The 24,417-nt window shown below is 61.6% G+C and carries 20 protein-coding genes; 11 read left to right on the top strand and 9 right to left on the bottom strand.

What is annotated here, in order from left to right; genetic code table 11:
* Window positions 1-15: 15 nt before the first annotated feature.
* Together M2390_RS00465 and M2390_RS00460 are read right to left on the bottom strand one after the other, a co-directional pair.
* Window positions 16-3,510 (bottom strand): DUF5107 domain-containing protein, encoded by a 3,495-nt coding sequence (locus M2390_RS00465; RefSeq protein ID WP_259176255.1) that lies wholly within the window; start codon window positions 3,508-3,510, stop codon window positions 16-18.
* A 126-nt stretch (window positions 3,511-3,636) separates the two neighbouring features.
* The gene (locus tag M2390_RS00460; protein WP_259176254.1) at window positions 3,637-4,122 is read right to left on the bottom strand and encodes a helix-turn-helix domain-containing protein; all 486 of its coding nucleotides are present in this window, start codon (window positions 4,120-4,122) and stop codon (window positions 3,637-3,639) included.
* Between the two features lie 89 nt (window positions 4,123-4,211).
* Between M2390_RS00460 and M2390_RS00455 the strand changes: the two genes are divergently transcribed.
* From M2390_RS00455 to M2390_RS00435, 6 genes are all read left to right on the top strand, one after another.
* Window positions 4,212-5,411, top strand: a complete 1,200-nt coding sequence (locus M2390_RS00455; RefSeq protein ID WP_259176253.1) for an MFS transporter — start codon at window positions 4,212-4,214, stop codon at window positions 5,409-5,411.
* Between the two features lie 843 nt (window positions 5,412-6,254).
* Window positions 6,255-6,362, top strand: coding sequence for a lasso RiPP family leader peptide-containing protein (locus M2390_RS00450; protein WP_259176252.1), 108 nt, complete (start codon window positions 6,255-6,257; stop codon window positions 6,360-6,362).
* Between the two features lie 2 nt (window positions 6,363-6,364).
* Window positions 6,365-8,158 (top strand): asparagine synthase-related protein, encoded by a 1,794-nt coding sequence (locus tag M2390_RS00445; protein WP_259176251.1) that lies wholly within the window; start codon window positions 6,365-6,367, stop codon window positions 8,156-8,158.
* Between the two features lie 72 nt (window positions 8,159-8,230).
* Window positions 8,231-8,440, top strand: a complete 210-nt coding sequence (locus tag M2390_RS00440; RefSeq protein ID WP_259176250.1) for a PqqD family peptide modification chaperone — start codon at window positions 8,231-8,233, stop codon at window positions 8,438-8,440.
* Window positions 8,422-8,874 carry a lasso peptide biosynthesis B2 protein gene (locus tag M2390_RS16160; protein ID WP_396822286.1) on the top strand — a complete coding sequence of 151 codons (453 nt, stop codon included), beginning with the start codon at window positions 8,422-8,424 and terminating at the stop codon, window positions 8,872-8,874. Before M2390_RS00440 ends, M2390_RS16160 begins: the two co-directional genes overlap by 19 nt.
* Window positions 8,867-9,745 carry a class I SAM-dependent methyltransferase gene (locus tag M2390_RS00435; protein WP_259176249.1) on the top strand — a complete coding sequence of 293 codons (879 nt, stop codon included), beginning with the start codon at window positions 8,867-8,869 and terminating at the stop codon, window positions 9,743-9,745. Before M2390_RS16160 ends, M2390_RS00435 begins: the two co-directional genes overlap by 8 nt.
* On the opposite strand, the gene M2390_RS00430 is transcribed toward M2390_RS00435, so the two are convergent.
* The gene (locus M2390_RS00430; RefSeq protein WP_259176248.1) at window positions 9,705-12,050 is read right to left on the bottom strand and encodes a DEAD/DEAH box helicase; all 2,346 of its coding nucleotides are present in this window, start codon (window positions 12,048-12,050) and stop codon (window positions 9,705-9,707) included. The genes M2390_RS00435 and M2390_RS00430 overlap by 41 nt on opposite strands.
* A 240-nt stretch (window positions 12,051-12,290) precedes the next feature.
* Here M2390_RS00430 and M2390_RS00425 point away from each other — a divergent pair, with 240 nt between their 5' ends.
* Entirely contained in the window at window positions 12,291-12,941 is a 651-nt protein-coding gene (locus M2390_RS00425) for a TetR/AcrR family transcriptional regulator (RefSeq protein WP_259176246.1), read from the top strand.
* A gap of 225 nt (window positions 12,942-13,166) precedes the next feature.
* On the opposite strand, the gene M2390_RS00420 is transcribed toward M2390_RS00425, so the two are convergent.
* A complete protein-coding gene (locus M2390_RS00420; RefSeq protein ID WP_259176245.1) occupies window positions 13,167-14,942 on the bottom strand; it encodes a proline--tRNA ligase in 1,776 nt (591 codons plus the stop codon).
* A 202-nt stretch (window positions 14,943-15,144) separates the two neighbouring features.
* Here M2390_RS00420 and M2390_RS00415 point away from each other — a divergent pair, with 202 nt between their 5' ends.
* Together M2390_RS00415 and M2390_RS00410 are read left to right on the top strand one after the other, a co-directional pair.
* Window positions 15,145-15,780, top strand: a complete 636-nt coding sequence (locus M2390_RS00415; protein ID WP_259176244.1) for a hypothetical protein — start codon at window positions 15,145-15,147, stop codon at window positions 15,778-15,780.
* A 28-nt stretch (window positions 15,781-15,808) separates the two neighbouring features.
* Window positions 15,809-16,303 (top strand): hypothetical protein, encoded by a 495-nt coding sequence (locus M2390_RS00410; RefSeq protein ID WP_259176243.1) that lies wholly within the window; start codon window positions 15,809-15,811, stop codon window positions 16,301-16,303.
* Window positions 16,304-16,375: 72 nt separating this feature from the next.
* Here the strand turns inward: M2390_RS00410 and ispG are convergent, their stop codons facing one another.
* Both ispG and M2390_RS00400 read right to left on the bottom strand, forming a co-directional pair.
* Entirely contained in the window at window positions 16,376-17,542 is a 1,167-nt protein-coding gene (gene ispG, locus M2390_RS00405; RefSeq protein WP_030142907.1) for a flavodoxin-dependent (E)-4-hydroxy-3-methylbut-2-enyl-diphosphate synthase, read from the bottom strand.
* A 102-nt stretch (window positions 17,543-17,644) separates the two neighbouring features.
* Window positions 17,645-19,117, bottom strand: a complete 1,473-nt coding sequence (locus M2390_RS00400; RefSeq protein WP_259176242.1) for an RIP metalloprotease — start codon at window positions 19,115-19,117, stop codon at window positions 17,645-17,647.
* Between the two features lie 151 nt (window positions 19,118-19,268).
* Between M2390_RS00400 and M2390_RS00395 the strand changes: the two genes are divergently transcribed.
* Complete coding sequence (locus M2390_RS00395; RefSeq protein WP_259176241.1) at window positions 19,269-20,831, top strand: Mur ligase family protein; 1,563 nt, start codon at window positions 19,269-19,271, stop codon at window positions 20,829-20,831.
* Between the two features lie 66 nt (window positions 20,832-20,897).
* Here M2390_RS00395 and dxr read toward each other — a convergent pair whose 3' ends face one another.
* Together dxr and M2390_RS00385 are read right to left on the bottom strand one after the other, a co-directional pair.
* Window positions 20,898-21,977, bottom strand: a complete 1,080-nt coding sequence (dxr, locus tag M2390_RS00390; RefSeq protein ID WP_121688384.1) for a 1-deoxy-D-xylulose-5-phosphate reductoisomerase — start codon at window positions 21,975-21,977, stop codon at window positions 20,898-20,900.
* A gap of 3 nt (window positions 21,978-21,980) precedes the next feature.
* Window positions 21,981-22,925: an FKBP-type peptidyl-prolyl cis-trans isomerase gene (locus M2390_RS00385; RefSeq protein WP_259176240.1), complete on the bottom strand. Its 945-nt coding sequence runs from the start codon at window positions 22,923-22,925 to the stop codon at window positions 21,981-21,983.
* A gap of 163 nt (window positions 22,926-23,088) precedes the next feature.
* On the opposite strand from M2390_RS00385, the gene M2390_RS00380 reads away from it, so the two are divergent.
* Entirely contained in the window at window positions 23,089-23,841 is a 753-nt protein-coding gene (locus M2390_RS00380) for a 1-acyl-sn-glycerol-3-phosphate acyltransferase (protein ID WP_259176239.1), read from the top strand.
* Between the two features lie 56 nt (window positions 23,842-23,897).
* Here M2390_RS00380 and M2390_RS00375 read toward each other — a convergent pair whose 3' ends face one another.
* Complete coding sequence (locus M2390_RS00375) at window positions 23,898-24,404, bottom strand: OsmC family protein (protein ID WP_259176237.1); 507 nt, start codon at window positions 24,402-24,404, stop codon at window positions 23,898-23,900.
* Between the last annotated feature and the right edge of the window lie 13 nt (window positions 24,405-24,417).

Here is a 24,417-nt window from a genome sequence, read left to right as displayed (position 1 = left end):
TTCAAGTAGTGGACGCTAGGCGCCTACCGTTTCCAGGTCCGCGTGCAGCGCCCGCACCAGTGGGTTAGCCGGGTCCTTGGCCGCGCGGGTGGCCAGCAGGTCGGCCGCGCGAGCGACGTCTCCGGCGAGGAGGGCGAGCTGGGCCTCCATCACGTCCAGGAGGTTGTCCTGGGTCTGCTGAACGTCCTCATGGAAGATCAGCATCGAGGGCAGCGAGGTCGCAAAGTAGTCGATCTTCGCGACCCTGGTCCGGGTATCGGCCACATACTCGCCGAGTTCCCGGGTCAGCCGCTCGGCCAGCGCGTCCTCGCCCAGGCGGCGGGCGGCGCGGATCGAGTAGTACGTCATCGGCGAGTGCGGCACCTCAAGCATCGTGGTGAAGTCTCCGGCGCTGTGGGCGGCGGTTGTCCAGGCCTCGGCCGCCTCGGCGTCCTGCCCTGCGACGGCGAGCGCATCCCCGAGCGCCAGATATAGGTCCGACCGGTTGGCCAGCGGGTGCGGGGCCTCCCCGAGGTTCCCCGGCACCGTCACCACGCTGCGCAGCGCGGCCAACGCGGTTTCGGTGTCCCCCGCGGCGAGCGCTCGAGCGGCCACCGCGCGCTGAGCCAGCGACCAGACCCGGATCGTCTCGCCCTCGCCGCCCTCCCACGGGCTGAACTGGCGGGTGGATAGCAGGGCGACGGCCTCGTCGATCCGGTCCTCCAACACCAGGAGTTCGGCGTAGGCGAGGGCTAGGTCGTCGCGGTCGCGGGCGGCCTCCCCCGCCGCGGCCAGCGCGTCCAGGCGCTCGGCGGTGGGGGTTCCCACCCGACGGGCGAGCTGATCGGCCTCGAAGCGCAGCTTGGGATCGGCGGGATCCGCGGCCACCGCCCGGGCGTAATACTCGACCGCGCGGGCGGGATCGCCCTGCACGTTGTGGGCCGCGAGTCCCAGCCCGCGCAGCACGACCGGGTCCCCGGGCTGGATGCGCTCGGCATGCTCCAGCTCGGTGATGCCCTCGGCGTAGCGACGGTGGAAGTAGAGCCAGTGCGCGAGCAGGGTGTGGGCGCGGGCGTCATCGGTGGCGGCGATGCGGCGCTCCAGCAGCTGGGCGTCGGCGAGGGATGCGGCAAAGCAGCGATCCGCCGAGAGCGTGCGCGCCTCGGCAAGCGCCGCGGCGGCCTCCTCGGAACGGCCCAGCGATTCCAGCAGCTCGGCGCGATAGTAGGCGATCAGCACGGCGGGGTCTCCGGCCCCCTCGACCGGGCGGACCCGGGCGGCGGTCTGCGCGGCAGCAAACACCCGCAGGGCATCCTCGGTGAGCCCGAGCGCCGCATATTCGCCGGCCACGTCGCGGAGAATGCCCGCGTCGCTCGGGCCGGACGACTCAGTGAGAGCGGCAGAGCCGCCGGCAATACTCGGGTCGGAGGTCGCGGCGAGGCCGGTGACGGCATCCCCGGGCGACCGCGATTCGTTCTCCTCCAGGTCCCGCAGCCAGGCATCCAGCGGATCCAACGTCCGCGCCTCGGCCAGGACCGCGGCGGCCTGCCGATCCTCGCCGAGGGCCCGCAGCGCCAGCACCCGGAGGGCGAAGGCCTGCAAATTATCGGCGTCAAAGCGTGCGGCGATCTCGGCGTGCTCGCGCACATCGCTCCAGCGCGACGCCCGCGCGGCAATGCGGGCGCGCTGCAGGTGCGCGGCACTCCGCCAGGCAAAGTTCCAGGCGGCCTTGCCGAACGCCTCCTCGGCGTCGGCATCGCGGCCCTGGGCAACCAGGACCACGCCCAGCAGGTACAGCGCCTCCCCGTCGATCGGGTTGAGGTTCCGCCGGGTCTGGCGGGTGATCGCCGTGCGCAGGTAGTCCTCGGCCTCGGCCAGGCGGCCGGTGGTGAGGCGCAGGCTTGCCAGCGCGACGTTGCTGCGAGCATCCAGCGGGTCGCGGCGCAGCACCTCCTGGAAGTAGGGCTCGGGTGAGCGAGTGGCGTGCCGGTTCTGAACCAGGTGCACGCCGGTCACATACAGCTCATCCACCGAGTCGATGTCCGCGGGAGCGGGCGGCTCGGTCGCGGTGTCGAAGCCGTCGGCGGAGGCGTCGCGGTACTCGGTCGAGGCTTCGAGGATGATCGCCCCGTCGGCAGAGGTGTCGGCAGCAGCATCGGCCAAGACCAGGCGCAGGTCACCCTCGACGGCGACCGGCACCCGGGTCAGCAGCGGGTGTCCGGGCTTCAGCGCGGTCTCGGTGGACCACAGCTCGGTGCCCTCGGTGTCCACCAGGGCAATCCGAACGCGCTCGCGCACGCCGGTGCTGGCAACACCGATGACGGCGTTGCGCTCGGCCCCCTCCCCCTCGATGCTCAGTCGGATCGCCGCCTCGGTGTTCGCCTGAGTCAGCGGTCCGATGCCGTGATACGGGAACCAGAACTGGCTGAATGTCTTGGTCTCCCCCGGGGTGAGGAAGGTGAAGTCGGGCTGGTTGTCGGTGTAGACCCCGGCCATCAGCTCCACATAGGGCTCGGAGTCGTCGCTGAGGTTGGCATCCCAGGCGCGACCAAACGGCGCGGTTCCCCAGGTCCACTGCTTCTTGCCCGGCGACACATGGTGGTCGGCGATGTGGGCGAAGCCGAGGCCTGTGTGGTGGTCGTAGCCTCCGAAGAAGTCGTCCCCGCTGGCCACGCACATATAGGAGGTGGGCACCGGGATGTTGCGATACCAGTCGATGCGGTCGGCGTCCTCGGCGATGAACTCGGGATCCCCGACCCGCGCCCGGGCCGCATAGTCGATGCCGTAGTAGGGCTCGTCGGCGGCGGGGAACGCGGTGGCGGCGCGCTTGGCGTGGTCGGCAACCACGTGGGCGTCGGCGGGGAAGAAGGACTGATACTCATCGTGCACCCGCACCGCGACGTTTGCCCACCAGAGGAAGGTCTGGGTGGTGTCGGTGCGGTTGAACACGCGCACGCGCGCCTCGATGACCGCGCTGTCCGGGCGCAGCCGGATGCCGTGCATGCCCTTCATTCGGGCGAAGGGATCGTGGTCCGAGCACCAGACGGTAATCGAGCCGTCCTCCTCGTGTTCGATGCTCCAGTCCATCGGCAGGAAGGTACCGGGGCGGTGATGCTGGGGCCAGTTGAACTCGATGCCACCGGAAATCCAGGGGCCGGCCAGGCCCACCAGGGCGGGCTTGATCGCGTCGTTGCGGTAGAACAGGTCCTTGCCGGTGAGCTTGTCCACGGCGATGTGGACGCGGCCGCCCAGCTCGGGCAGGATCACCAGGCGCAGATAGCGGTTTTCCAGGTGCAGGGCCTGCCAGGTTTCGGTGGTGGCCTCGTGGCTGACCGATTCGATGAAGGGCAGGGGATACACCCGCCCCGAGGATCCCTGGTAGACACGATTCTCCAGGAACGCAGGCAGGCGTTCGGGGGTTCCGGGCAGGTACGTGGGCAGCTCCACCGGCTCGCTCCATCCGGCAACCGCGGCACTGCGCTGGTCGGAGGGGATTTCGGGGAGGGGAAAGCGTGGGTTTGTGTGGCTCATACCCAGGAGATTAGGGCTCGAAGCGGGCAAAAAACATGCCCGTTCCAATGCGTTACCTGGACGATCTGCTGATTAGGTTTCCCCGCAACTCGGTATTCATCAACGGGAACCTGCGTGATTCAACGGCTACCGAGGGTTATCTCCCAGATCGCGGCGGCGAGTGGAAACGCGCTGCGGATCCACCCGCTCCCCCTCCGGGGTCACGTAGGCCAGCTCCACCGGCTGCTGATCATCCAGGGTATAGGCATCCACCCGACGACTGTTTTCCAGGGGTCGATTCTTGGCACCCCAACCGGCGAGCGCGCTCACCAGCATGTTGAACTCGCGTCCGGCCTCGGTCAGCACGTACTCGAAGCGCTCGCGCGAGCCCGGTTCCCGGTAGCCGTGGCGCTCCATGATGCCCTCCTCCACGAGCTTGCCGAGACGGTCGGTGAGAATGTTCGGGGCGATGTGCAGGCCGTCGCGGAAGTCGGCAAACCGGGTGGTCCCGCGCAGCAGGGCGCGGCGCAGGATCAGCATGGTCCAGCGATCCCCGACGATTTCCAGGCTGCGGTGCACGGGGCACAGCTCGGGGTCGAGTGTGGGATCTGGGGACTGCGTGTGGCCGGTCATAACAAAAAGTTTACCCACCTGAGTTGCAAATATCTACTTAGGTGATCTAGATTGTTTTTTACTACTCAGCACTCGTTTGTTAGGACACCATGCCCACCCTGTCATCCCGCGCCAGCTTCTGGACCGCGGCCGCCGTCGCGGCCCTCGCGCTCTGGTCCAGCGCCGCGCCCACCCTCGCCTATCCGCTCTACGAGGCGCAGTGGGGCATCAGCTCCGCGGACGCCACCTGGATCTTCTCGGCCTACCCGGCCATGCTGATCGTGGTCCTGGTCCTCTTCGGAAACCTCTCCGACTACATCGGCCGCCGCAACACGATCCTGCTGGGCCTCGGTGCCCAGATCATCGGCACCCTGGTGTTCGCCTTCGCCCCGGGCTACGCCTGGCTGATCATCGCCCGGCTGTTCATCGGGGCCGGCGTCGGGTTGGCCCTCAGCCCGGCGAGCGTGGCGATGGTTGAGTTCGCGGCCCCGGGCAAGAAGGAGAGCGCGGGCTCGGTTACCACCACTGCGACCGCCGTGGGCCTTGCCCTCTCGACCCTGGTAGGCGGCGCGCTGATTCAGTACGCGCCCCTGCCACTGCACCTCAACTTCTTTGTGCTGGCCGCGGTGACCCTGGTGGTCTTTGCCTTCGCGACCGCCCTCCCGCGCCACAACCCCGCCGAGCCCGCCGGACGCTGGCGGGTGCGTCCGATCGCGATCCCCCGCGGCTCACGCAAGCTGTTTGGGATCGGGGCGATCACGATCAGCGCCGCCTACCTGTGCGGCGCGCTGATCCTCCCGCTGGGCGCCCAGATCGCGCACACCCTGGCCGGCTCGAACAACGCCCTGGTCACCGGATCCCTGATGGCGATCTTCCCGGTCATGGTGGCCGCCGGATCCCTGCTGACCCGCACCTGGCACGTGCGCTCGCTGACCTTCACCGCCGGAATCACCCTGATCATCGGGCTGTGGCTGTTTGATCTGACCGGAAGCGTCCCGAGCCTCGCCCTGTACTTTGTCGCCTCGGCCCTCGCCGGGCTCGGCTACGGCCTCTCGTTCACGGCCGGGCTGACCATCCTCACCCGCTTCGCCGCCCCCAAACACCGCGCCAGCATGGTCTCCGGTGGGTACCTGATCGGCTATGTCTTCCAGGGTGGCGCGGCCCCGATCCTCGGTGCGATCACCACCGGCTCGGGCATCCGCACCGCGCTGCTGGTTGGCGCGGTCTCCTACACGCTGATCTTCCTGGTCATGATGATCTCCGCCCGCCACCTCACCACCCCCTCCCCCGAGGTGGCCGCCGCGGCCTAACCTGCACACCACAATGGCCGCCGCTCCCGGTGGGACGGCGGCTATTGTGGTGTGTGATTCGGATTGCGATTGAGCCAGGCGGGTTCCCACAGAATAAGGAGATGCCGAACAAAAACGTGGCGCGGGGTACCGAGGACACGAGTGGCTCCCACGATGCTGGCGGATATCGAAGCAACCCCCGCCTGCGCCCCGCACACGCTGTCCACACTAGTGCCACTGAAATCAGTACCATCTCCACGTATGACGTTCATGGAGACAGTATCGAATCGGTATCAGTATCGGTAGATACAATTTCCCGGAAAAGGCCCACAGCCGTGATCGCCGCACTGAGGATCGTTTGCATCAGGCTATCGGACCTCAGACCCAGGGGAGCCCAAACCACAGTTTCACTGTACTTCTCGCCACTGATAGAGGATTCCTTACTGTCCGGGCGAGATTCGACCGGCTTGACATAGCCAGCAAACGACAAGCCGACGTCGATAGTGAAGCATTCGGAGGCAGGTCCGCCGACGATAGAAATACCGCGGCATCACTCGGTAACTTTCGACACAATCATGAGCCACGCAAGTGCGACATGCAGACTTCACAAATGCTCCACGACTACACCCGAGGAGCCCTTAAGGATTTCTGATCCGCCCATCTAAATAGACCAACGGGCTTTCGTCGAATCACTCGGCCAACACGAGGAAAAGATTCCCTCCAAGCACCCTTGCTCCTCAACACGATGCGTTCAGTCAATTTCGTAATCATTTACAACACCTATTGTATTGAAAGTATTTCTGAGCTACTTTGGCGGAACGAACGACACACAAGGTGACGTTCATAACCAGCAAGGAAACAAACATGACTACATACGAAGCACCTCTAGTAGTTGAGATTGGCGAATTTGCAGATATCACTCGTGGCGTAATCGGTTCACGCCACGAGGCCATCGGCTACTTCTTCGGCTGATCATGACGAGCCTCGGTAAGCTTGAACAACTGATCGCTGTCCCAGATAGTGCTGCAGGCGCTCGACTTACCGAGGTTGCTTCGCTTGATGTTTTGATGACATACGAGTCAGGTCGCCCGGCCATAATCGGTTCTAAGGTCACAGGACGATCGTGGAGCTATTCCATAAAGGGTCGATCCTTACTCGCTATTGGATCTCTCCCTCAACAGATCCCGACATCAATCCTGAACGCGTTCGAAAAAGCGCAGACCGTTGATGATTTTGATTCGATGAGCATCCCCGGCTCTTTTGCATTGGCCATTCGCATCGGTCGTAGGATTCGATTTCAAGGAACGATTTCAAGCCTCCGGCAAGTGCACTGGTGCAGGTTTAATGGCGAAGTGGTCGCAGCAACCGAGTCCGCTGTTCTTGCATCTTTGACGGGGCTTCAACCAGATTTGCGAGCGTTGACGCGTTGGATGATTACCCCTCACGCTCCGCATCCGCTGAACACATTTTCTGCGTGGGAGGGAGTTCGAACCGTTCCTCCCGGTTCGTACCTCGTGACCGAATCAGGCCGGGCAGAATCCATCTCATACTGGCACCCGATTCGACCTGACCAAAGCTTCGAGGCTAGCGCCAGGGGCATCCGCGAGAGGCTTGCTGAAGCGATTGAGACACGAGTCAATTCTCCATTCCCGCTAACTTCAGATGCCTCGGGAGGCATCGACTCGACCATTGTGCTCTCTCTTGCAGCACAACAGCGTTCCGACATTTGCGCGTTCACAACCGGGCCATCGCAATTGCTAAATGACGATCTCAGATGGGCTGCTCTGGCCATCGATAATGCCGGAATCAAAGACTGGATCAGGTCGGAAGGCCCCGATTTTCCTGAGGTATTCAGCCGCATCGATGGCGCTCTCATTAGAACAGACGAACCATTTGCAGGAGAAGCATTAAAAATGCGCACCCATTTCATTGCACAGCGTCTGTCCAAAGATTTCACCGGATCGTTCATCACGCACCTTACTGGCCGCCTTGGCGATGAACTCTTTTCGAGTGGGATTTCGCACCTTCGGGATCTAAAGCTATCGAGAATCCCTGAAGTAATCGACAGAATAGGACTGCTACATGCTCGGACACGTCAAAGCAGGGGTTCATTATGGGGTTGGGCAAACTCACGTGCACCGTATTCAGTTGCCTTTCAAAGATTCCTTCGAGACGGCCATATGTCCCCTGGCTGGCACACTCATGAAATCAAGATCCCCGAGTGGATAAATGCGGCATCTTTTGAGCAATTTAGTGACGGCTTCGATACAACAGTCGATGTTTCTGCGCGTGGGGAAACGGCTGAGCAACACGAAACCCTTGTTCGAGTCTCAGCCAGCGGAGAATTGCTTCGTCATGAGATGGCGATTATGGCAAACCAAGGAGTCTTCCTCGAGGTGCCGTTGGGCGATGATCGAGTCCTAGAATCGGTTTTTCATTCTCCGATCGGATCACTTCAAGATCCGCGAACGGTGAAGCGAATTTTCACTTGTGCTGCCGCGGGGCTAATGCCAGGCGAGATCGAGCGGCGAACAACAAAAGTTGATAGTACACGCCTAATTTGGACTGGATTTGCGAACCATAAACAGGCATTACAGCGGGTTTCAACAGACATGCTTGTCGGGCATTCAGCACTGATCGACGAACCCGGATTCGCTAGATCATTATTCGGCCCGCACCCGCCAAGCCTTTCACCGATGTCCCTTTGGCGGACCCTCTCGGTCGAAGTCTGGTTGCGAGACCTCCAGAACATGCGTCCCGTAATTTAATTCACGATTGGGCTAAACCGAATGAAACGTTCTCATAAAATCAAGATTTTGCGGTCTAATGATGGAGCATGTGTGGTCCTCGATTCTACAAGCGGCGAATACTTTCAGCTCAACGCGGGCGCTACTGCCGTATTACATATGCTGCTCGACGGTGAGACTCCCGCACACGCCGCTGCGGTGCTTGCCAATGAGCATGCCAACGTGACACTGGAACAAGTCAAGAGCGACATCAACGCAATACAACTCGAGTTCGCGGCCCGCGGATGGATCTCTCAACCGTGAACGATCATATCGAGATGGTTGTGCCACGTCCGCACTTCGCTGGAGGATTCATTCGTCGCCTCCAAGTCTGGGCATGTATCAGCGCGGCTCACATTCTTGCTCGACTCAGCGTGCCAAAAATTGAATGGGTTTTGCACTCCCTTGCGGCCCGAGCAAGACCGGCAATCGTCGAGGCAGTCGGACCTCGAAGAGTTGAAATTGAAGCTCTTAGTGCATCCTGCTCAGGAGAAGGCTGCCTTAAACGATCATTGGCGATTTTCTTATTGTCTTTTCACGACGACCACACGGTTCCGACTTGGAAGTCTGGTGTCCAAATTGAACCCTTTCGCGCCCATGCTTGGGTTGAATGCGCACAGGTTGCAGTCGGAGAACCGTCGGATTTTAATTCAGACGAATTCTTGATCGCGATCAGCATCGGAGTGCAAAATGATTGATTCTGAAGCACCCAAAAACACACGCGCCCTATTTGTCGATGCGAACGATCCAAATTACGACGACGTCGCCGAAACTTACGGTGATGATTTTATTAATTCTGTCGGTAGTGAAATTGTGGCCATACTGACTCCTCAATCCGGCACCCACGCCCTCGATGTAGGAGCAGGAAGGGGCGCAGTAACGCGTGCGCTGGTGGCGAACAGAATCGAAACGTGGGCCATAGATCTATCTCCTCGAATGATTGATCAAATTCAGACGATAATCCCTCCCAGCAGGTGCTTGGTAGGAGATTGTGGAGATTTGCCGTTTTCAAATGAATCATTTGATTCAGTAACCGCCGGATACGTTCTGACAGTTGCACCAGACCGCACACAAGAAATGCTCGCCGAATGGCATCGTGTACTGAAATCTGGCGGGAGACTAGCAGTCTCTGAGCCCGGTCCTATCCACGCAGACTGGCTGTGGCTTCACGAACTGGCAGCGAGCTTTTTCAAACGCCCCGGTCCTCTCGAGCACAATCGTCAACTGAAGTCTGAACGGGAGAATATTCTTCACGCCGCAACTCAACTAGGGTTTACAAGACGCTCAGAAGCCATGTACAGAAATCCAATTAGATTCGATCAAATTGAAGCTGCTTTTCAATACCTATCGGTGTCGGGACTTGAGTCCGGGTGGAAACAGCTATCAGATTCAGAATCACATCAATTTAGGACCAGGGTACGCGCAGGCTTGTGTGAAATGTTCGAAAGTAAAAACATGATCGTCGTTGACCGCTGTGCCGCTCTTCTCCTGTTTGAGAAACGTGGGAGTGCCCGCATCCGGGATGGAATCAGACATATCGAATCGAAGGCGGAGCACCTCGATGGATGAACTTTGCCAGCGACTCGACCACACGATCTATCTCAGAGCCAAAGGGGCTGTCTGCGACTAAATATGTCCAAGTCGCCGAGGGCCTAGCAAGGACAGGATCATCCACCGTCAATGTGCCGTCTTCGAGGCATTTTAGGAAGCCAGCGAATCCAACGCTCCATGCCTCAAGAAGCACAGTGAAAGCTTGGTTCGCAAGACGCGTAAATTCTTGCAACGGATTCTGCTTCGCTAGCGATCGCAAGTGAATTCCATCTCTGAGTTCCATTAAATACGACAGGTGTTGAGTCCAACCGTCGTCGAGTTGCATCAGGAGTGCGTCCCGAACGAGATGAGATTCTCCCAAGCCTCGAACATTTTCAGATAATGTGCAGCACCCTTTCCCAAACGGCCATCCTTCAAGACAAGCGAGTCCATCTCCGGCCATTACCTTCGCCCTCATCGCCAGAACATCATCGCGCTGGGCATCAATAATGCGTTGGTAATCTCTCGTAGTGCGATGACGTTGCATCGTTTTTCCCTCAGCTACCCGCTGCGCATGATCGTAAATTCGATGAAACCGTCGGTCTAAAATCACACCATCTGGACCAACATCCTGGGGCACCAGATTCAACACGAGATGCTGTGTCACCACTGAGTCTTCCAAGCTCGTATAAAAGACGCTGCGACCCGGGGAACCGTGTCGGCCGGCACGGCCACGCAGCTGTCGGTCATCCCGTGCACTGCCACATCGCTCTAGTCCGAGAACAAGCAGTCCGCCGAGCCTTTTTGATCGGCGGTCAAGCCTTATGTCGATGCCACGACCGGCCATTCGAGTTGATACGGTGATAACAGCTGGCCGACCGGCGCTGGCGAGAATTGAAGCTTCGTCCGCATGATTTTTAGCATTGAGTACTACAGGGTCCATGCCCAAACCGATCAAAAGCTGAGAAAAACGCTCGGACTCAACAACGTTTTGAGTCGCAACTAACACGGGCTGTCCGCCGGTATGCGCAGCCAGAACTCGTAACGCTGCAGCCTTATTACGTTCCTTCACAGATCGGAACAATTGATCGGACTCATCTACACGTATACGTGGCAGATGTGAAGGTATCGCCCCAATCCTAAGCTGCAGGTCTTCCGCCAGCTGCTGCGCAGCTTCTACGGCTGACCCGCTCATTCCCATGCAGAATCTATAACGGCGAACAACCGATTCAACAAGCATTTGGTCGAGAATCTTGGCATGTGATGTAGCCGACAACCCTTCTTTCTGTTCAATTGCCGTTTGCAGCCCGTCCGGCCAGCGCTGGAGAGGAGATACTCTGCCGCGTACTTTGTTTATTATCTGGACTCGCCCATCCGAAACCAAGTAATCAACGTCTCGTATCAGTAAAACTTCTGCGTATGGAGCCAAGTGAGCAGCCGTAAGTAGGTCAATCGACGTTCCCGAATAGAGGTTCACGACACCAAGTCGCCGTTCAAGGTGGGTAATCCCCGCTTCAGTAAACGTTGCCGTGGTCCGTGGGCTATCAACCTCGTAATGCCTTCCACGAGTCATTTCCGCAATCACGTTTGCAAGCGATTGAACCATGTCGTTAACCGGAGACTCATCGGCAATGACGAGCGGCACCGTAGCGTCATCTAAAAGCACAGCGTCTATCTCATCAATGATCGCAACATCTAGTTCCGGGACCATGAACGCCGAGGCGTCTACCCGCTGACGGTCACGCAACGTATCGAACCCAACCTGATGTACTGTCGTGTAAATGACATCGGCTCTGTAACGATTCCGTTTTTCATCAACATCCATAGGATCTGTAATAAAAGATACGCTCACACCAAGGTGATCAAAGAACGGACCGGATGCTTCGGCATCTCGTTGCGCCAGATAATCATTGGCAGACAGCACGTGAACTCGACGACCAGACACGGCGAGGCTGCCGGCGACGAGAAACCCAACAAGTGTCTTGCCTTCACCTGTTTCCATATCGACGGCGCAGCCTTGCATCATGCTAATTGCAGCAAGAATCTGAGATTCTACGGGGTCCAGACCAATCGTCCGGTGCGCAAGCTCAGCTACATATGCAAGAACAGCGGCCTCATCACGACCCGGAACCTCAGGGGTTCTTTCCCGAAGGTCGTGCAGACCAATACCCAGAGTGCTGCTATCGACGGAGTAAAGGAGTTGCCGGATATCGCTACAAGCGTTGGCAGTTTTGCCGAAACGATTGAGATTTTCGGTGCCCGGATCATTCCGCAGGCGTCCTATAAGCTGCACACCAAACTGCCACCACGCTGCGTTCTTCTTAGTTGTTCGAGACTTATGCATGGTGGCCCTTTCTTCGTCAATTCTCCGAATGCAAGGCTCCGTCAGCATAGGAGCCATAATTCACGTGCCCGCGAAACTACACCTCAATTACAACCCTTACTGTATTGAAAATCAATACCTAAGTGCGGTCGCATCAGTGCACGGGGCGAATCACGTCAGCACTGTTCAGACCACACAGCCTTGCGTTACATTACAATTTGTATGCACGTCTCATTCCGCGAGCTAGATAGAGAAATATCGATGACAAGGGCAAAAGATCCGGCACACAAGAATGAGGGACGCCCTCGAAATGTGAATATCAGCAACGCACTGCTCCACGCGGTCGAACGGCGTGTTAAGGAGAGCGGCTTTGACAAGCTCACGGTAGATACAATCGTCCAGGACGCAGGAACAACTCGTCAGACGTTCTACCGCCGTTATCCCAACGTTGCTACAACCGTGTTAGATTTACTCGAAACAAAGTACGGAAGCCCAATCGAGATTAACACTTCAAGCCTCGAAGACGATTTGCTGTCGGTTCAACAAGGCGATGCGAAAATGTTGTCAAACCCATTTGTGTCAAAGAGTCTTCCCGGGATTCTCCACTTGGCGAGCACAGAGCTCGAAGTTCGACGCCGTTATTTCGAGGTGATGATTGCCCCTCGTCAGCGAATAATTAACCAGATCATTGCGGCTGCAATCCTACGAGGCGAGGTAACGACAGGCGACCCTAATCCGGAATATATTCGCGAGCTATTATTTTCGCTCTTAGTGGCTCGAGTGGTCCTACCGCCGATTGAACCTCTCGACGATCTTTTCATTCGACGGTCTGTGGCGACTGCGATGAGGGAACTCGGCGTACTACCCCGGAGTGCAGACACTCTCTCAGCTCGGTCAATTTCCGCCATCTGAGAACGGGGTGTAGCTGGCTTGCATTGGTTCACACAATCGTAAGAAGGTGGAGTCTTCACACGTTTCCACGTAATAACTGCAACGTTTCAAGCAGACGTTTTCAGTAAGGACTCGACGAAGTGTATACCGGACCCAATGTGTCGGTTCTAATTCAAAGAATGTCCCCATCGAGACAACTCGCCGCCGCGTCCGATGGGATACGGCGGCGTGTTGTCTCGCACGTTACTAGCCGCGGGCGGCCACCAGGGCGGCGGTCAGCTCCTCGATCTTGATCGGGGTACGCTCGCCGGTGCGGCGGTCCCACAGCTCAACCTCGCCGTCGGCAACGCCACGGCCGAAGATCACGATGGTGGGGACACCCAGCAGCTCGGCGTCGCCGAACTTCACGCCCGGGGACACCTTGGGACGGTCATCGAACAGCACGTCGAAGCCGTGCTCTTCCAGGTCGGCCACGGCGGTCTCGGCTGCCTCGAAGACGGCCGCATCCTTACCGGTGGCGATGATGTGCAGGTCGAACGGGGCGATCTCCGGAGTCCAGGCGAGGCCCTTATCATCGGAGTTCAGCTCGGCCAGCAGGGCCAGGGCACGGGTCACACCGATGCCGTAGGAACCCATGGTGACGGTCACCAGCTTGCCGTTTTCGTCGAGCACCTTGAGGCCCAGGGCCTCGGCGTACTTGCGTCCGAGCTGGAAGACGTGGCCGATCTCCACACCGCGCGCGAGCTCGACCGGGCCGGATCCGTCGGGTGCGGGGTCGCCGGCGAGAACCTGGGCGGCCTCGATGGTGCCGTCGGCGATGAAGTCGCGACCGGCCACCAGGCCGAACACGTGCTTTCCGGCCTCGTTGGCACCGGTGATCCAGCTGGTGCCGGCCACCACGCGGGGGTCCAGCAGGTAGCGGATCTTAGTGGCGGATTCCTCACCCAGCACGGCACCGGCGGGCGACCAGGGGCCGATGTAGCCCTTGACCAGGCCCGGGTTCTTGGCGAAGTCCTCGGCCTCGGCGGGGTCAACATCGGCGGGAGCCACGGCCACCTCGACGCGCTTGAGGTCGACGTCGCGGTCTCCGGGCAGACCCACCACGAGCAGCTCGGTCGAGCCGTCGAGGTTGGTGAGCTTCAGCACCACGTTCTTCAGGGTGTCGGCGGCGGTCCACTCACGGCCATCGGCGCGGGGGTGGTCGGCGTTGGCGGCGGCCACCAGCTTGTCGATGGTCTCGCTGTCCGGGGTGTCAAACACCTCAGCGGCGGGCTGACCCTCGATCGCGATCTCGGCGGGCACCTCGGTCACGTAGGCCTCGACGTTCGCGGCGTAACCACCGGCGGAACGAACAAAGGTGTCCTCACCGATCACGGTCGGGTGCAGGAACTCCTCGGAGCGCGATCCACCCATCGCACCGGCGTCGGCCTGCACGATGACGTATTCGAGTCCCAGACGGGTGAAGATGCGCTCATAGGCGTCGCGCTGCACCTGGTAGCTGGCCTCGAGGCCGGCGTCGGTGTGGTCGAAGGAGTAGGCGTCCTTCATCGTGAACTCACGGCCGCGCAGCAGGCCGGCGCGGGGCCGTGCCTCGTCGCGGTACTTGTCCTGGATCTGGTACAGGGTGACCGGGAGGTCCTTATAGGAGCCGTAGAGATCCTTAACCAGCGCGGTGAAGGCCTCCTCGTGGGTGGGGGCGAGGAGCATGTCGGTGCCCTTGCGGTCCTTCAGGCGGAACAGGTTCTCGCCATACTCGTCCCAGCGACCGGTGGCCTCATACAGCTCGCGCGGCAGCAGTGCGGGGAAGTGCACCTCGTGGGCGCCGGCGGCGGCCATCTCCTCGCGGACGATCGCCTCAACCTTCGCCTTCACCTTGAGCCCCAGTGGCAGCCAGGCGAAGATACCCGGAGCCTGGCGTCGGATATATCCGGCGCGCACCAGCAGTCGATGGCTCTTCACCTCCGCATCGGAGGGGTCTTCACGGAGCGTACGAAGGAAATAGTTTGAAAGTCGCGTAACCACGTTCCCATGCTAGCGCGCCGCGGTGTGAACCCACACCAAGATTCTCGGCTCAGTGCACACCGAGCGACACCGCAATTCAGTGATTGTTACGTCAAACGCCAATATCGCTCCGGGCTATCACCTAGCTCCAAGACTCGACTCCTACCTTCGGCCCACGTCCATCCACTCGAAAAGGACGGCACCGAATACCGAGGAGAAAATCATGAACTTCAGATCGCGGGCGCTCACGCTCGCGCTTGCCGCCACCACAGCATTGACGATAACGCCACTTCTGACCGCAGCCGTAGTTCCGCCAACGTCTTTGACTGCAACAGACGATAGCCGGGCAATAGTAACGCTCACGATAACCGATGACGTTACCGGCCAGATTGTCTATTCACAGACCACCAATCCGGAACTTTCCGAGACTGGAACCATTCAGATTTCGGCCAAACCCAACGTGTCGACGTCCGCTGGCTTTGCGAAACCCTATCTCGGTGCCGGGAACTCGCAAACGGGAAGCATCACGTCGACCATAAACGTCGTTTACTCCAACCGTGCCCAAGATGATGCGGTCCGGCTAGAACAGGTAAATGGCAGCTGGACGGGCACCAGTGGATATGAGCTTTTTGATCGAGTGGTTAACTACACAACTAATTCCGATCAGGTTGGCAGAAAAGAGCCGCTCAACAACTCGTTCAACTACACAACCGGATGGGACTGGGTGCCGTTTCCTCCCGCGCTACCCCAGCTAGGTTCCGGGGCTCGCGCTGGATCGACCGTCAGCTATCGCATTCCGGGAACAGGTTCGGGAAGTCTCTCGCAAACGGTGCTCGTCGAGATACCCCGCAAGAAATAACACCAACGATTGGAACGAGGAGCAACAAATGAACAATCGAAAATCCAGCACTCGGAGAATACCCGTTCAAGAGGTGCTCGTGGGAGTGATCGTCCCGCTTCTCACGATCGCGTTTCTCCCTCGATTATTTCTTATTTCCACCGAGCCTGAAAGCGCTTTCGATTACTCAGCTGTGGCTCCGGCTGTCGCTCTGTACACCGTAAAGTGTGTTCTCCTAGGAACGCTGATTGCTGGGCCGTTGGTACTTGCGATCGGCCGTCCGACTTCACGGCTGAGCACCGTGGTGTCCCTTGCCTCGGGCATCGTAATCGTTTCCCTCGGGACACTCATCCACGTGTTGGGTCGTACACAGGAGAGCCTATCCACCGCGTTCATGGTGGCAGGCCTGATCCTGGGTGCCAACGTTGCCGGGCTCGTGCTGCATCTTGCACTACGTTCCAGGATTATCGTTTCCTCACGGGAGCGATCCGAAACTCCCACAATCGATACAGAACAATCGAGTTTTGCAAGACAGAGTGTCTAGTAGAAAACACACCGGCACAAGAAAACCCGCGCCCTCCTCGGAGGGCGCGGGTTTTGTGATGACGAGGGAGGGTTAGCCCTTGGGGCCCACCATGACCTGCACGTTTCCGGTGCCGCCGCCCTCGGCCACCGGCATTGCGGCGGCGAGGCGGTTAGCCTCCTCGATCAGGGTCGGGACGATGAGGGCCTCGGGCACGGTCTTGATGACCTCACCCTTCACAAAGATCTGGCCCTTGCCGTTACCGGAGGCCACACCCAGGTCGGCCTCGCGAGCCTCGCCCGGACCGTTCACGACGCAGCCCATCACGGCCACGCGCAGCGGAACGCTCATGTCCTTGAGTCCCTCGGTGACCTGCTCGGCGAGCGTGTAGACATCCACCTGGGCACGGCCACAGCTCGGGCAGGAGACGATCTCCAGCTTGCGCTCGCGCAGGTTCAGTGACTGCAGGATCTGCAGGCCCACCTTGACCTCCTCGGCCGGCGGGGCCGACAGCGAGACGCGGATGGTGTCACCGATGCCCTCGCCCAGCAGGATGCCGAACGCGGTTGCGGACTTGATGGTGCCCTGGAAGGCGGGACCGGCCTCGGTCACACCGAGGTGCAGCGGCCAGTCGCCCCGCTCGGCCAGCAGGCGGTAAGCCTTGACCATGACGATCGGGTCGTTGTGCTTGACCGAAATCTTGAAGTCGTGGAAGTCGTGCTCCTCGAAGAGGCTGGCCTCCCACACCGCGGACTCCACAAGTGCCTCGGGGGTGGCCTTGCCGTACTTCTGCAGCAGGCGCGGGTCGAGCGATCCGGCGTTCACACCGATCCGCAGCGAAACCCCGGCGGCCTTGGCGCGACGGGCGATCTCGCCCACCTGGTCGTCAAACTTCCGGATGTTACCCGGGTTCACCCGAACCGCGGCGCACCCGGCGTCGATGGCCTGGTACACGTAGTTCGGCTGGAAGTGAATGTCCGCGATGACCGGAATCTGCGATTTCATCGCGATGATCGGCAGCGCCGCGGCGTCGTCCCGGCTCGGCACGGCGACCCGCACGATGTCGCATCCGCTCGCGGTGAGCTCGGCGATCTGCTGCAGGGTTGCGTTGATATCGGTTGTCGGAGTTGTGGTCATCGACTGGACGCTCACCTGAGCGTCACCGCCCACGAGGACCTTACCGACCTTGATCTGCCGCGACTTGCGTCGCGGAGCGAGGGTTTCGGGGACCTTGGGAAGACCTAGATTAATTGCAGCCACGTCGATATCTTACGCCCTCACCCCCGTCAAACTCCCGGATGGCACTCAGCTTGGGGTCACCGCCGCACGCCCAGAGCGAACGACCGGTATGCCTGGACGAGGTTAGAAGCGAACCGGGTTGACCAGGTCGGCGAACACCAAGAGCACCGTCATCACCAGGAAGATCCCGGCCACGGCCATCGTCAGCGGCATCAGCTTGGCCGCATCCACGGGGCCGGGATCCGGACGGCCAAACAGTTTGGCGATGCGACGACGCAACCCCTCCCAGAGGGCGGCGGCCACATGGCCACCATCCAGCGGCGTCAGCGGAATCAGGTTGAACGCAAACAGCGCGACGTTCAGCGAGCCCAGCAGGTTGAAAACAAACGCCGCCTTATTGCTGTCGGTGATGTTGTGGTTCGAGACCACCTCGCCGGCGATCCGGCCCACACCCACCACACTCAGCGGACCGTTGGGGTCACGTTCGCCGCCGCCAAACGCGGCCACCGCCACGTCGTAGAGACGCTGAGGCAGGTGCACAATCGTGTTGGCCACGGCCCCGATGTTGTTGCCAATCAGCGGGAACACGTCCCCAAACGATCCCTGCACGGTCTCGGTTCCGGGCCCGATGCCCACAAACCCGACCTCCTCGGTCTTGTAAGTTCCGTCGGCCTCCTTGACCGGACGGTTCTGCGCATCCAGCACATAACGCTTGGTCAGCAAGGGGGTGAGCTTGAGGGTTTCCTCGGTGCCCTTGCGCTCGACCACCAGGTTGAGGGTCTTACCCGGGGACACCCGGATGATCTCGGTGGCCTGGGTCCAGGAGGTGATCGCGGTGCCATCCAGCGACACCAGCTTGTCCCCGGGCTTGAGCCCGGCCTCGGCGCCGGGCGAGGGCGCCGAATCCGGACCACACTCGGTGGCAGTGGAACCGGCGGGCACCACGCAAGCGTTGACGGTTTCGATCGTGGTGGAGGACTGCGGCAGTCCGAAACCCATCACCACGATCGACATAAACAGCACCGCCAGGAACAGGTTCATCAGCGGACCACCCAGCATGATGATGATCCGCTTCCAGACCGGCAGACGGTAGAACGCGCGGTGGTCCTCCCCCTCACCGATGGTCTCGGCGCTGGAGTCGCGGGCGTCCTGAACGAGCTGATCGAAGAAGCGACGACGTCCATCGGGCACCCCGGCCTCGGCGGGGATATCCGCCTGGGCCAGCGCCTCGGCGGAGGGCGACAGCGTATCGGCGGCGGTGTCGGATTCAGCGTGGCTGCGGTGCAGCGTGGGATGCTCATCCGAGAGGGTCTGTAGGAACCCGGTGGTCGAATCGCGGACGTTGCCGTCCTTGCCGGGTGGGAACATTCCGATCATCGAGATGTAACCGCCCAGGGGCAGCATCTTGACGCCGTACTCGGTCTCGCCCTTCTTGCGCGACCAGATGGTCTTGCCAAATCCCACCATGTACTGGGTCACCTTGACCCCGAACAGCTTCGCGGGCAGCAGGTGGCCGACCTCGTGGAGACCGATCGAGATCGCCAGACCGATCAGGATCACCACGATGCCAAGAATGTAGAGCAAGACCGTAATCACCAGATAACCCTACCCCGCACACCGCTGGGAAAACCTGGATGATCGGCTGTGCGTTCCTTATGCCCCCACTTTCCCGTCGCACCGCGGATCGGACACCACCGCATTCGGCGAGCGCCCGCGCGAAATCGGCCGCGCGTGAGACGATAGACGGGTGAGACCCCAACAGCGTGTATCCCTGCCACTGACCGAACTCCTGAGCGAGATTGTGACCCTCGTGCCCGGCGAACCCGGCCCCGATGATCACGTCGGCAAAATCAGCGCGCGCGGCGTCAGCATGTCCGCGGCCGAGGTTGAGCCCGGAGACCTGTTCCTCGGCGTGCCCGGGGCGCGATTCCACGGGGCGGCCTTTGCCGATCAGGCACGCGAGCGCGGGGCCGTGGCCATCCTCACCGATGCGGCCGGAGCGGCGCTGGTACGGGAGAAGAACGTGGATCTGCCGCTGCTGGTCAGCGCCGAGAACCCGCGCTCCTTCGCCGGCAAGCTCGCCGGACGCGTGTACGGCACCGCGGATCTGCACGCGCTGACGCTGGGGATCACCGGAACCAACGGCAAAACCTCCACCGCCCACTTCCTCGACGCGATCATGCGCCAGCTGGGCCTGATCACCGGGCTCAGCTCGACCGCCGAGCGCCGCATCGGTGACCAGGCGGTGATCAGCCACCTGACCACCCCCGAGGCCCCCGAGGTGCACGCGCTGCTGGGCACGATGATCGAGGCCGGCGTGGATGCGGCGATCATCGAGGTCTCCGCACACGCACTCACCCGACACCGCATCGACGGCGTGCACTTTGATGTGGTGGGCTTCACCAACCTCAGCCACGACCACCTCGATGACTACGGCACGATGGACAACTACCTCGCCGCCAAACAGGAGCTCTTCACCCCCGAGTATGCGCGGCGCGCGGTGGTCTGCCTGGACACCCCGGCTGGCCTCGCGGTGCGTGATGGCGCGCGGATCCCGGTCACCACGATCGGGACCACCGGGGTCCTGGCACCGGGCATCGTGGCCGACTGGATGGTCACCATCGAGAACGAAAACCCGCGCTTCACCGAGTTCCGGGTGGACCACCCCGCCCTCGGTGCCCTGCGCACCCGGATTCCGCTGATCGGTGCCCACATGGCCTCCAATGCCGGCCTGGCGATCGCGATGCTCGCCGAGGCGGGGCTATCGCTGGCCACGATCGGCAGTGCGCTGGCCGCCGACGGGCAGATCAACGCCCAGCTGCCCGGCCGCCTGGTGCGGGTTTCGGGCGAGAGCGGGCCCACCGTGTTTGTGGATTCGGGACACACCCCCGATGCGATCGAAAAGTCGCTGCATGCGGTTCGTCAGGTCACCGCGGGCAAGGTCATCATGATCGCCGGTGCCGATGGGGATCGCGATGCCAGCAAGCGTGGCGATATGGGTGCCGCGGCCGCCGACGGCAGCGACCTGCTCATCATCACCGACCATCACAGCCGCCGGGAAAACCCGGGCGAGATTCGCGCGGCGCTGATCGCCGGGGCGCGCACCCGGGTCACCGCCGACCGCATTCTCGAGGTCCCCAACCCCGAGAAGGCGATTCGCGCGGCGGTCGAACGGGCCGGAGCCACCGACACCATTCTCTGGTGCGGACTGGCTTCCCAGGACTACCGCGATGTGGACGGCGTGGAGCGCCCCTTCGATGTGGCCGAGGAGGCGCGTCAGGCCCTGCGCGAGCACGGCTACGGCGCCTAGCCTCAAAGAGCAACAAAAGCCGGTCACCTCCGTGGGAGGTGACCGGCTTTATCGTTGCGGTGAATACTAACCGGCGATCAGCGCATCCGCGGTCGCGCGTGCCCAGCGCTCGGCCTCGGCCAGCGACTCCAGGGTCAGCGTGTCCTCGGCCTCATGCTTTTCTACGACCGCGCGTACGGTGTCGATGATGCCCAGGTAGTCCAGGGCTCCCGCATGGAAGGCCAGGACCGCCTGCTCGTTGGCCGCGTTGTACACGGCCGGATAGCTCAGGCCCGCGCGCCCCACGGTTTTCGCCAGCTCCACCGCAGGGAAGGCGGCGTTATCCAGCGGTTCAAAGGTCCAGGTCTGAGCGGTGGTCCAATCCAGCGGCGCGCCCACCCCGGCGACCCGGTTCGGCCAGTCCAGGCCGAGCGAGATCGGCAGGCGCATGTCCGGCGGGGAGGCCTGGGCGAGGGTTGAGCCGTCGATGAACTCAACCATCGAGTGCACGATCGACTGCGGGTGTACGGCCACGTCGATCCGGTCATAGGGCACCCCGAACAGCAGGTGCGCCTCGATGACCTCGAGCCCCTTGTTGACCAGGGTCGAGGAGTTGGTGGTGACCATCAGTCCCATATCCCAGGTGGGGTGCGCCAGAGCCTCGGCCGGGGTGACCCCCGCCAGGGACTCACGGCTGCGTCCCCGGAACGGACCACCCGAAGCGGTGAGCACCAGACGCCGCACCTCGTGGGCGGCACCGCCGCGCAGGGCCTGGGCGATGGCCGAGTGCTCGGAATCCACCGGGACGATCTGGCCGGGAGCCGCCAGGTCATTGACGAGGTCTCCCCCGACGATCAGCGACTCCTTATTGGCCAGCGCCAGGGTCCGTCCCGCCCGCAGTGCGGCCAGGGTCGGCCCGAGGCCGATCGAACCGGTGATGCCGTTGAGCACCACATCGGCTTCCACGTCCCGAATCATTTCTTCGGCCGCGGCGACACCGAGCCCGGTGTGCTCGACACCGAACTCGGCCGCCTGGGCGTCCAGGGTTTCGCGGTCGGTTCCGGCGATCAGCCCGACAACCTCAAAACGCTCCCGATTGGCTCGGATCACGTCCAGAGCCTGGGTGCCGATCGAGCCGGTCGATCCGAGAATAATGACCTTACGCACGAACTAGTCCTTTGCGATGTCGATCACAAAGACGATGGTGTCCTTGCCACCGATACCGGCCTGGGCGTTACCGCCGGCACCGTAGCCGTCGGCCGGGGGCAGGATTGCCAGAATCTTGGAGCCCTTGGTCTGACCGACAATGGCCTTGGAGAACCCGGGCACGTAGCCGTTGGCGGCGATATCGAGCACCGAGTCAAACTTCTGGAAGGTGGCCCCGGTGTTCCAGTTGAGGCCCAGGGTCTGCAGCTTGGGCGAGTCGGTCTCGGCGATGACCGGGCCATCACCCTTCTCCAGCACCTCGATCGTCAGCTCCTTGGGCGGGTTGGTGTCCGGCAGGGTCACCTTGGGGGCCTCGCCGTTGCCGGGGAACTCCACCTTGGGGGCGTCCTTGTAGTCACCCTTGAGTTCGCGAGCCTTGGGGGCCTTCTCGTTGGAGATGATGTCGGCAACCACGAGGACCGAGTCGTCCTTGCCGATCTTCAGCTGCTCGTTGCCCTGGGCTCCAAACAGATCCTTGGGAGCGGCCAGCACTGCCACACGCGATCCGACGGTGTGGCAGCCGACGGCGGCGCTGATGCTCTCGATCAACTGCTCGTTGATCTGCACCGAGTTGCTGCCCTGACCGTTGTAGGGGGCCTTGAACGCGAAATCACCGGTGGTGGCGTTGTACAGGGAGATGTCGGCCACGGCGGTGTCGTTGGGGCTGACCTTCTCGCCCTTACCCTCGACGATCACGCGGGACTGCGAGGTCTCAACCTTGGTGCCCTTGGCAATATCGATCTTCGGCTCCTTGCCAAAGTTGTCGCCAATCTTGGCCGAATCCAGCTGCTTGCCGGTCGGGAAGGTGACACACCCCTTTTCGACCTCGGCGGCGTTGTTGGTGCTCGAGCAGCCGACCAGAAGGACGGATACCGCGGCGGCAAGGGCAAGGCTGGAACGAATTTTCACTCGGATAACTTTCTCTGCGATCGACGGGCATGTGAACATGCCACCGCGTACCAGTCTGCCCGACGTTGCTGAGATGTGCACTGCCGATGCACGAAATGCCCAGGTTAACGCCGCGCCGAGAACATAACCCGGCGGGCATGTGGACCCTAGTACCCTCAATCTAATGACCGAGAACACGCCGAACGAGCCGCTTCAGCGCCCGGGTTTTGTCTACCATCTGGGCCGAGCGATCATGTTTCCGCTCGCCAAAATGGTGTACCGGGTCAAGATCGAGGGCACCAAGAACGTTCCGCTGGAGGGGCCCGTGATCATCGCGAGCAACCACCTCTCCTTTATTGACAGCATCGTGATCCCGGTCCTGGCACCGCGACGGGTCCAGTTCCTGGCCAAGTCCGCGTACTTCGAAGGCACCGGCGTCAAGGGCTGGTTCTCGAAGATGTTCTTCACCTCGATCGGAGCCGTCGGAGTGCGCCGCGGTGCCGGACAGGCGGCGCAGGAGGCTCTCGAGCAGGGACGCCAGATCCTCGAGGGTGGCAACGCGTTTGCGATCTACCCCGAGGGCACCCGCTCCCTGGATGGCCGCCTCTACAAGGGTCGCACCGGCGTGGCCTGGCTCGCGCTGACCACCGGTGCAAAGGTCGTTCCGGTGGGCCTGATCGGCACCAATAAGATGATGCCGGTTGGCGCCAAGATTCCCCGCTTCGCCAAGGTCAAGATTCGCTATGGCGAACCCATCGACGTTTCGGTCCATGGTGCCGCCAACAGTGGACGGGCACGCCGCCTGGCCACCGACGAGATCATGGCCGCGATTCACGCGCTGAGCGAGCAGGAGCTCGCCAACGAGTACAACGAGTCGCCGCCCCACGACATTATCGAGAAGGCCAAGCGCGCCCTGTGGCGCCGCGAGCGCCTCTAGGTCAACAGAAAACCCGCGTGCCCCTGGGGCACGCGGGTTTTGTGTCTGCGGAGCTCCTAGCCTGCGTCGGAGGGGTCCCGCTCGGCGGAGGCACCGGCCACCAGGATTTTGGCCTCATGCCGCACCGGGAAGTTCACCGAGTTGGCGATAAAGCACATCCGGTTGGCTTCGGCATGGGCGGCGTGGGCGGCCTCGACCATGCTCGCATCGGCCACGGTGACCACCGGGGAGAGCAGCACGTCGGTGAACGCTCCCCCGCCGCGTCCGTCCTCGCGCATGGTGCCGCGAGCCTCATCGATGTAGTCGGTCACCACCACACCCGCGGTCACGGCCGCGTGGAGGTAGCTGAGCAGGTGACACTCCGAAAGCGCCGTCAGGAGATGATCCTCGGGATTCCAGCGGGTGGCGTTGCCGCGAAACGGTCGGTCCGAGGAGCCCAGCACGTCGGGTTTCCCGTCAATTCGCACCGTGAGGTCGCGATCGTAGTCCCGGTAACCGGATGTGCCGGTACCGCGATTGCCGTCCCAGGTGACCCGGACGAGATAGTTGTGTTCTCCGATCATGGTGTCATTCTGA

This window comes from Mycetocola sp. BIGb0189 (assembly GCF_024810155.1).
Taxonomy (GTDB): domain Bacteria; phylum Actinomycetota; class Actinomycetes; order Actinomycetales; family Microbacteriaceae; genus Mycetocola; species Mycetocola lacteus.
This window is presented reverse-complemented; position numbering and strand designations above follow the sequence as displayed.

What these genes read in the sequence shown, in the direction of transcription:
- M2390_RS00465 (WP_259176255.1), bottom strand. Translation starts at nt 3,510, where the DNA reads ATGAGCCACACAAACCCACGCTTTCCCCTCCCCGAAATCCCCTCCGAC.
- M2390_RS00460 (WP_259176254.1), bottom strand. Translation starts at nt 4,122, where the DNA reads ATGACCGGCCACACGCAGTCCCCAGATCCCACACTCGACCCCGAGCTG.
- M2390_RS00455 (WP_259176253.1), top strand. Translation starts at nt 4,212, where the DNA reads ATGCCCACCCTGTCATCCCGCGCCAGCTTCTGGACCGCGGCCGCCGTC.
- M2390_RS00450 (WP_259176252.1), top strand. Translation starts at nt 6,255, where the DNA reads ATGACTACATACGAAGCACCTCTAGTAGTTGAGATTGGCGAATTTGCA.
- M2390_RS00445 (WP_259176251.1), top strand. Translation starts at nt 6,365, where the DNA reads ATGACGAGCCTCGGTAAGCTTGAACAACTGATCGCTGTCCCAGATAGT.
- M2390_RS16160 (WP_396822286.1), top strand. Translation starts at nt 8,422, where the DNA reads ATGGATCTCTCAACCGTGAACGATCATATCGAGATGGTTGTGCCACGT.
- M2390_RS00435 (WP_259176249.1), top strand. Translation starts at nt 8,867, where the DNA reads ATGATTGATTCTGAAGCACCCAAAAACACACGCGCCCTATTTGTCGAT.
- M2390_RS00430 (WP_259176248.1), bottom strand. Translation starts at nt 12,050, where the DNA reads ATGCATAAGTCTCGAACAACTAAGAAGAACGCAGCGTGGTGGCAGTTT.
- M2390_RS00425 (WP_259176246.1), top strand. Translation starts at nt 12,291, where the DNA reads ATGACAAGGGCAAAAGATCCGGCACACAAGAATGAGGGACGCCCTCGA.
- M2390_RS00415 (WP_259176244.1), top strand. Translation starts at nt 15,145, where the DNA reads ATGAACTTCAGATCGCGGGCGCTCACGCTCGCGCTTGCCGCCACCACA.
- M2390_RS00410 (WP_259176243.1), top strand. Translation starts at nt 15,809, where the DNA reads ATGAACAATCGAAAATCCAGCACTCGGAGAATACCCGTTCAAGAGGTG.
- M2390_RS00380 (WP_259176239.1), top strand. Translation starts at nt 23,089, where the DNA reads ATGACCGAGAACACGCCGAACGAGCCGCTTCAGCGCCCGGGTTTTGTC.
- M2390_RS00375 (WP_259176237.1), bottom strand. Translation starts at nt 24,404, where the DNA reads ATGATCGGAGAACACAACTATCTCGTCCGGGTCACCTGGGACGGCAAT.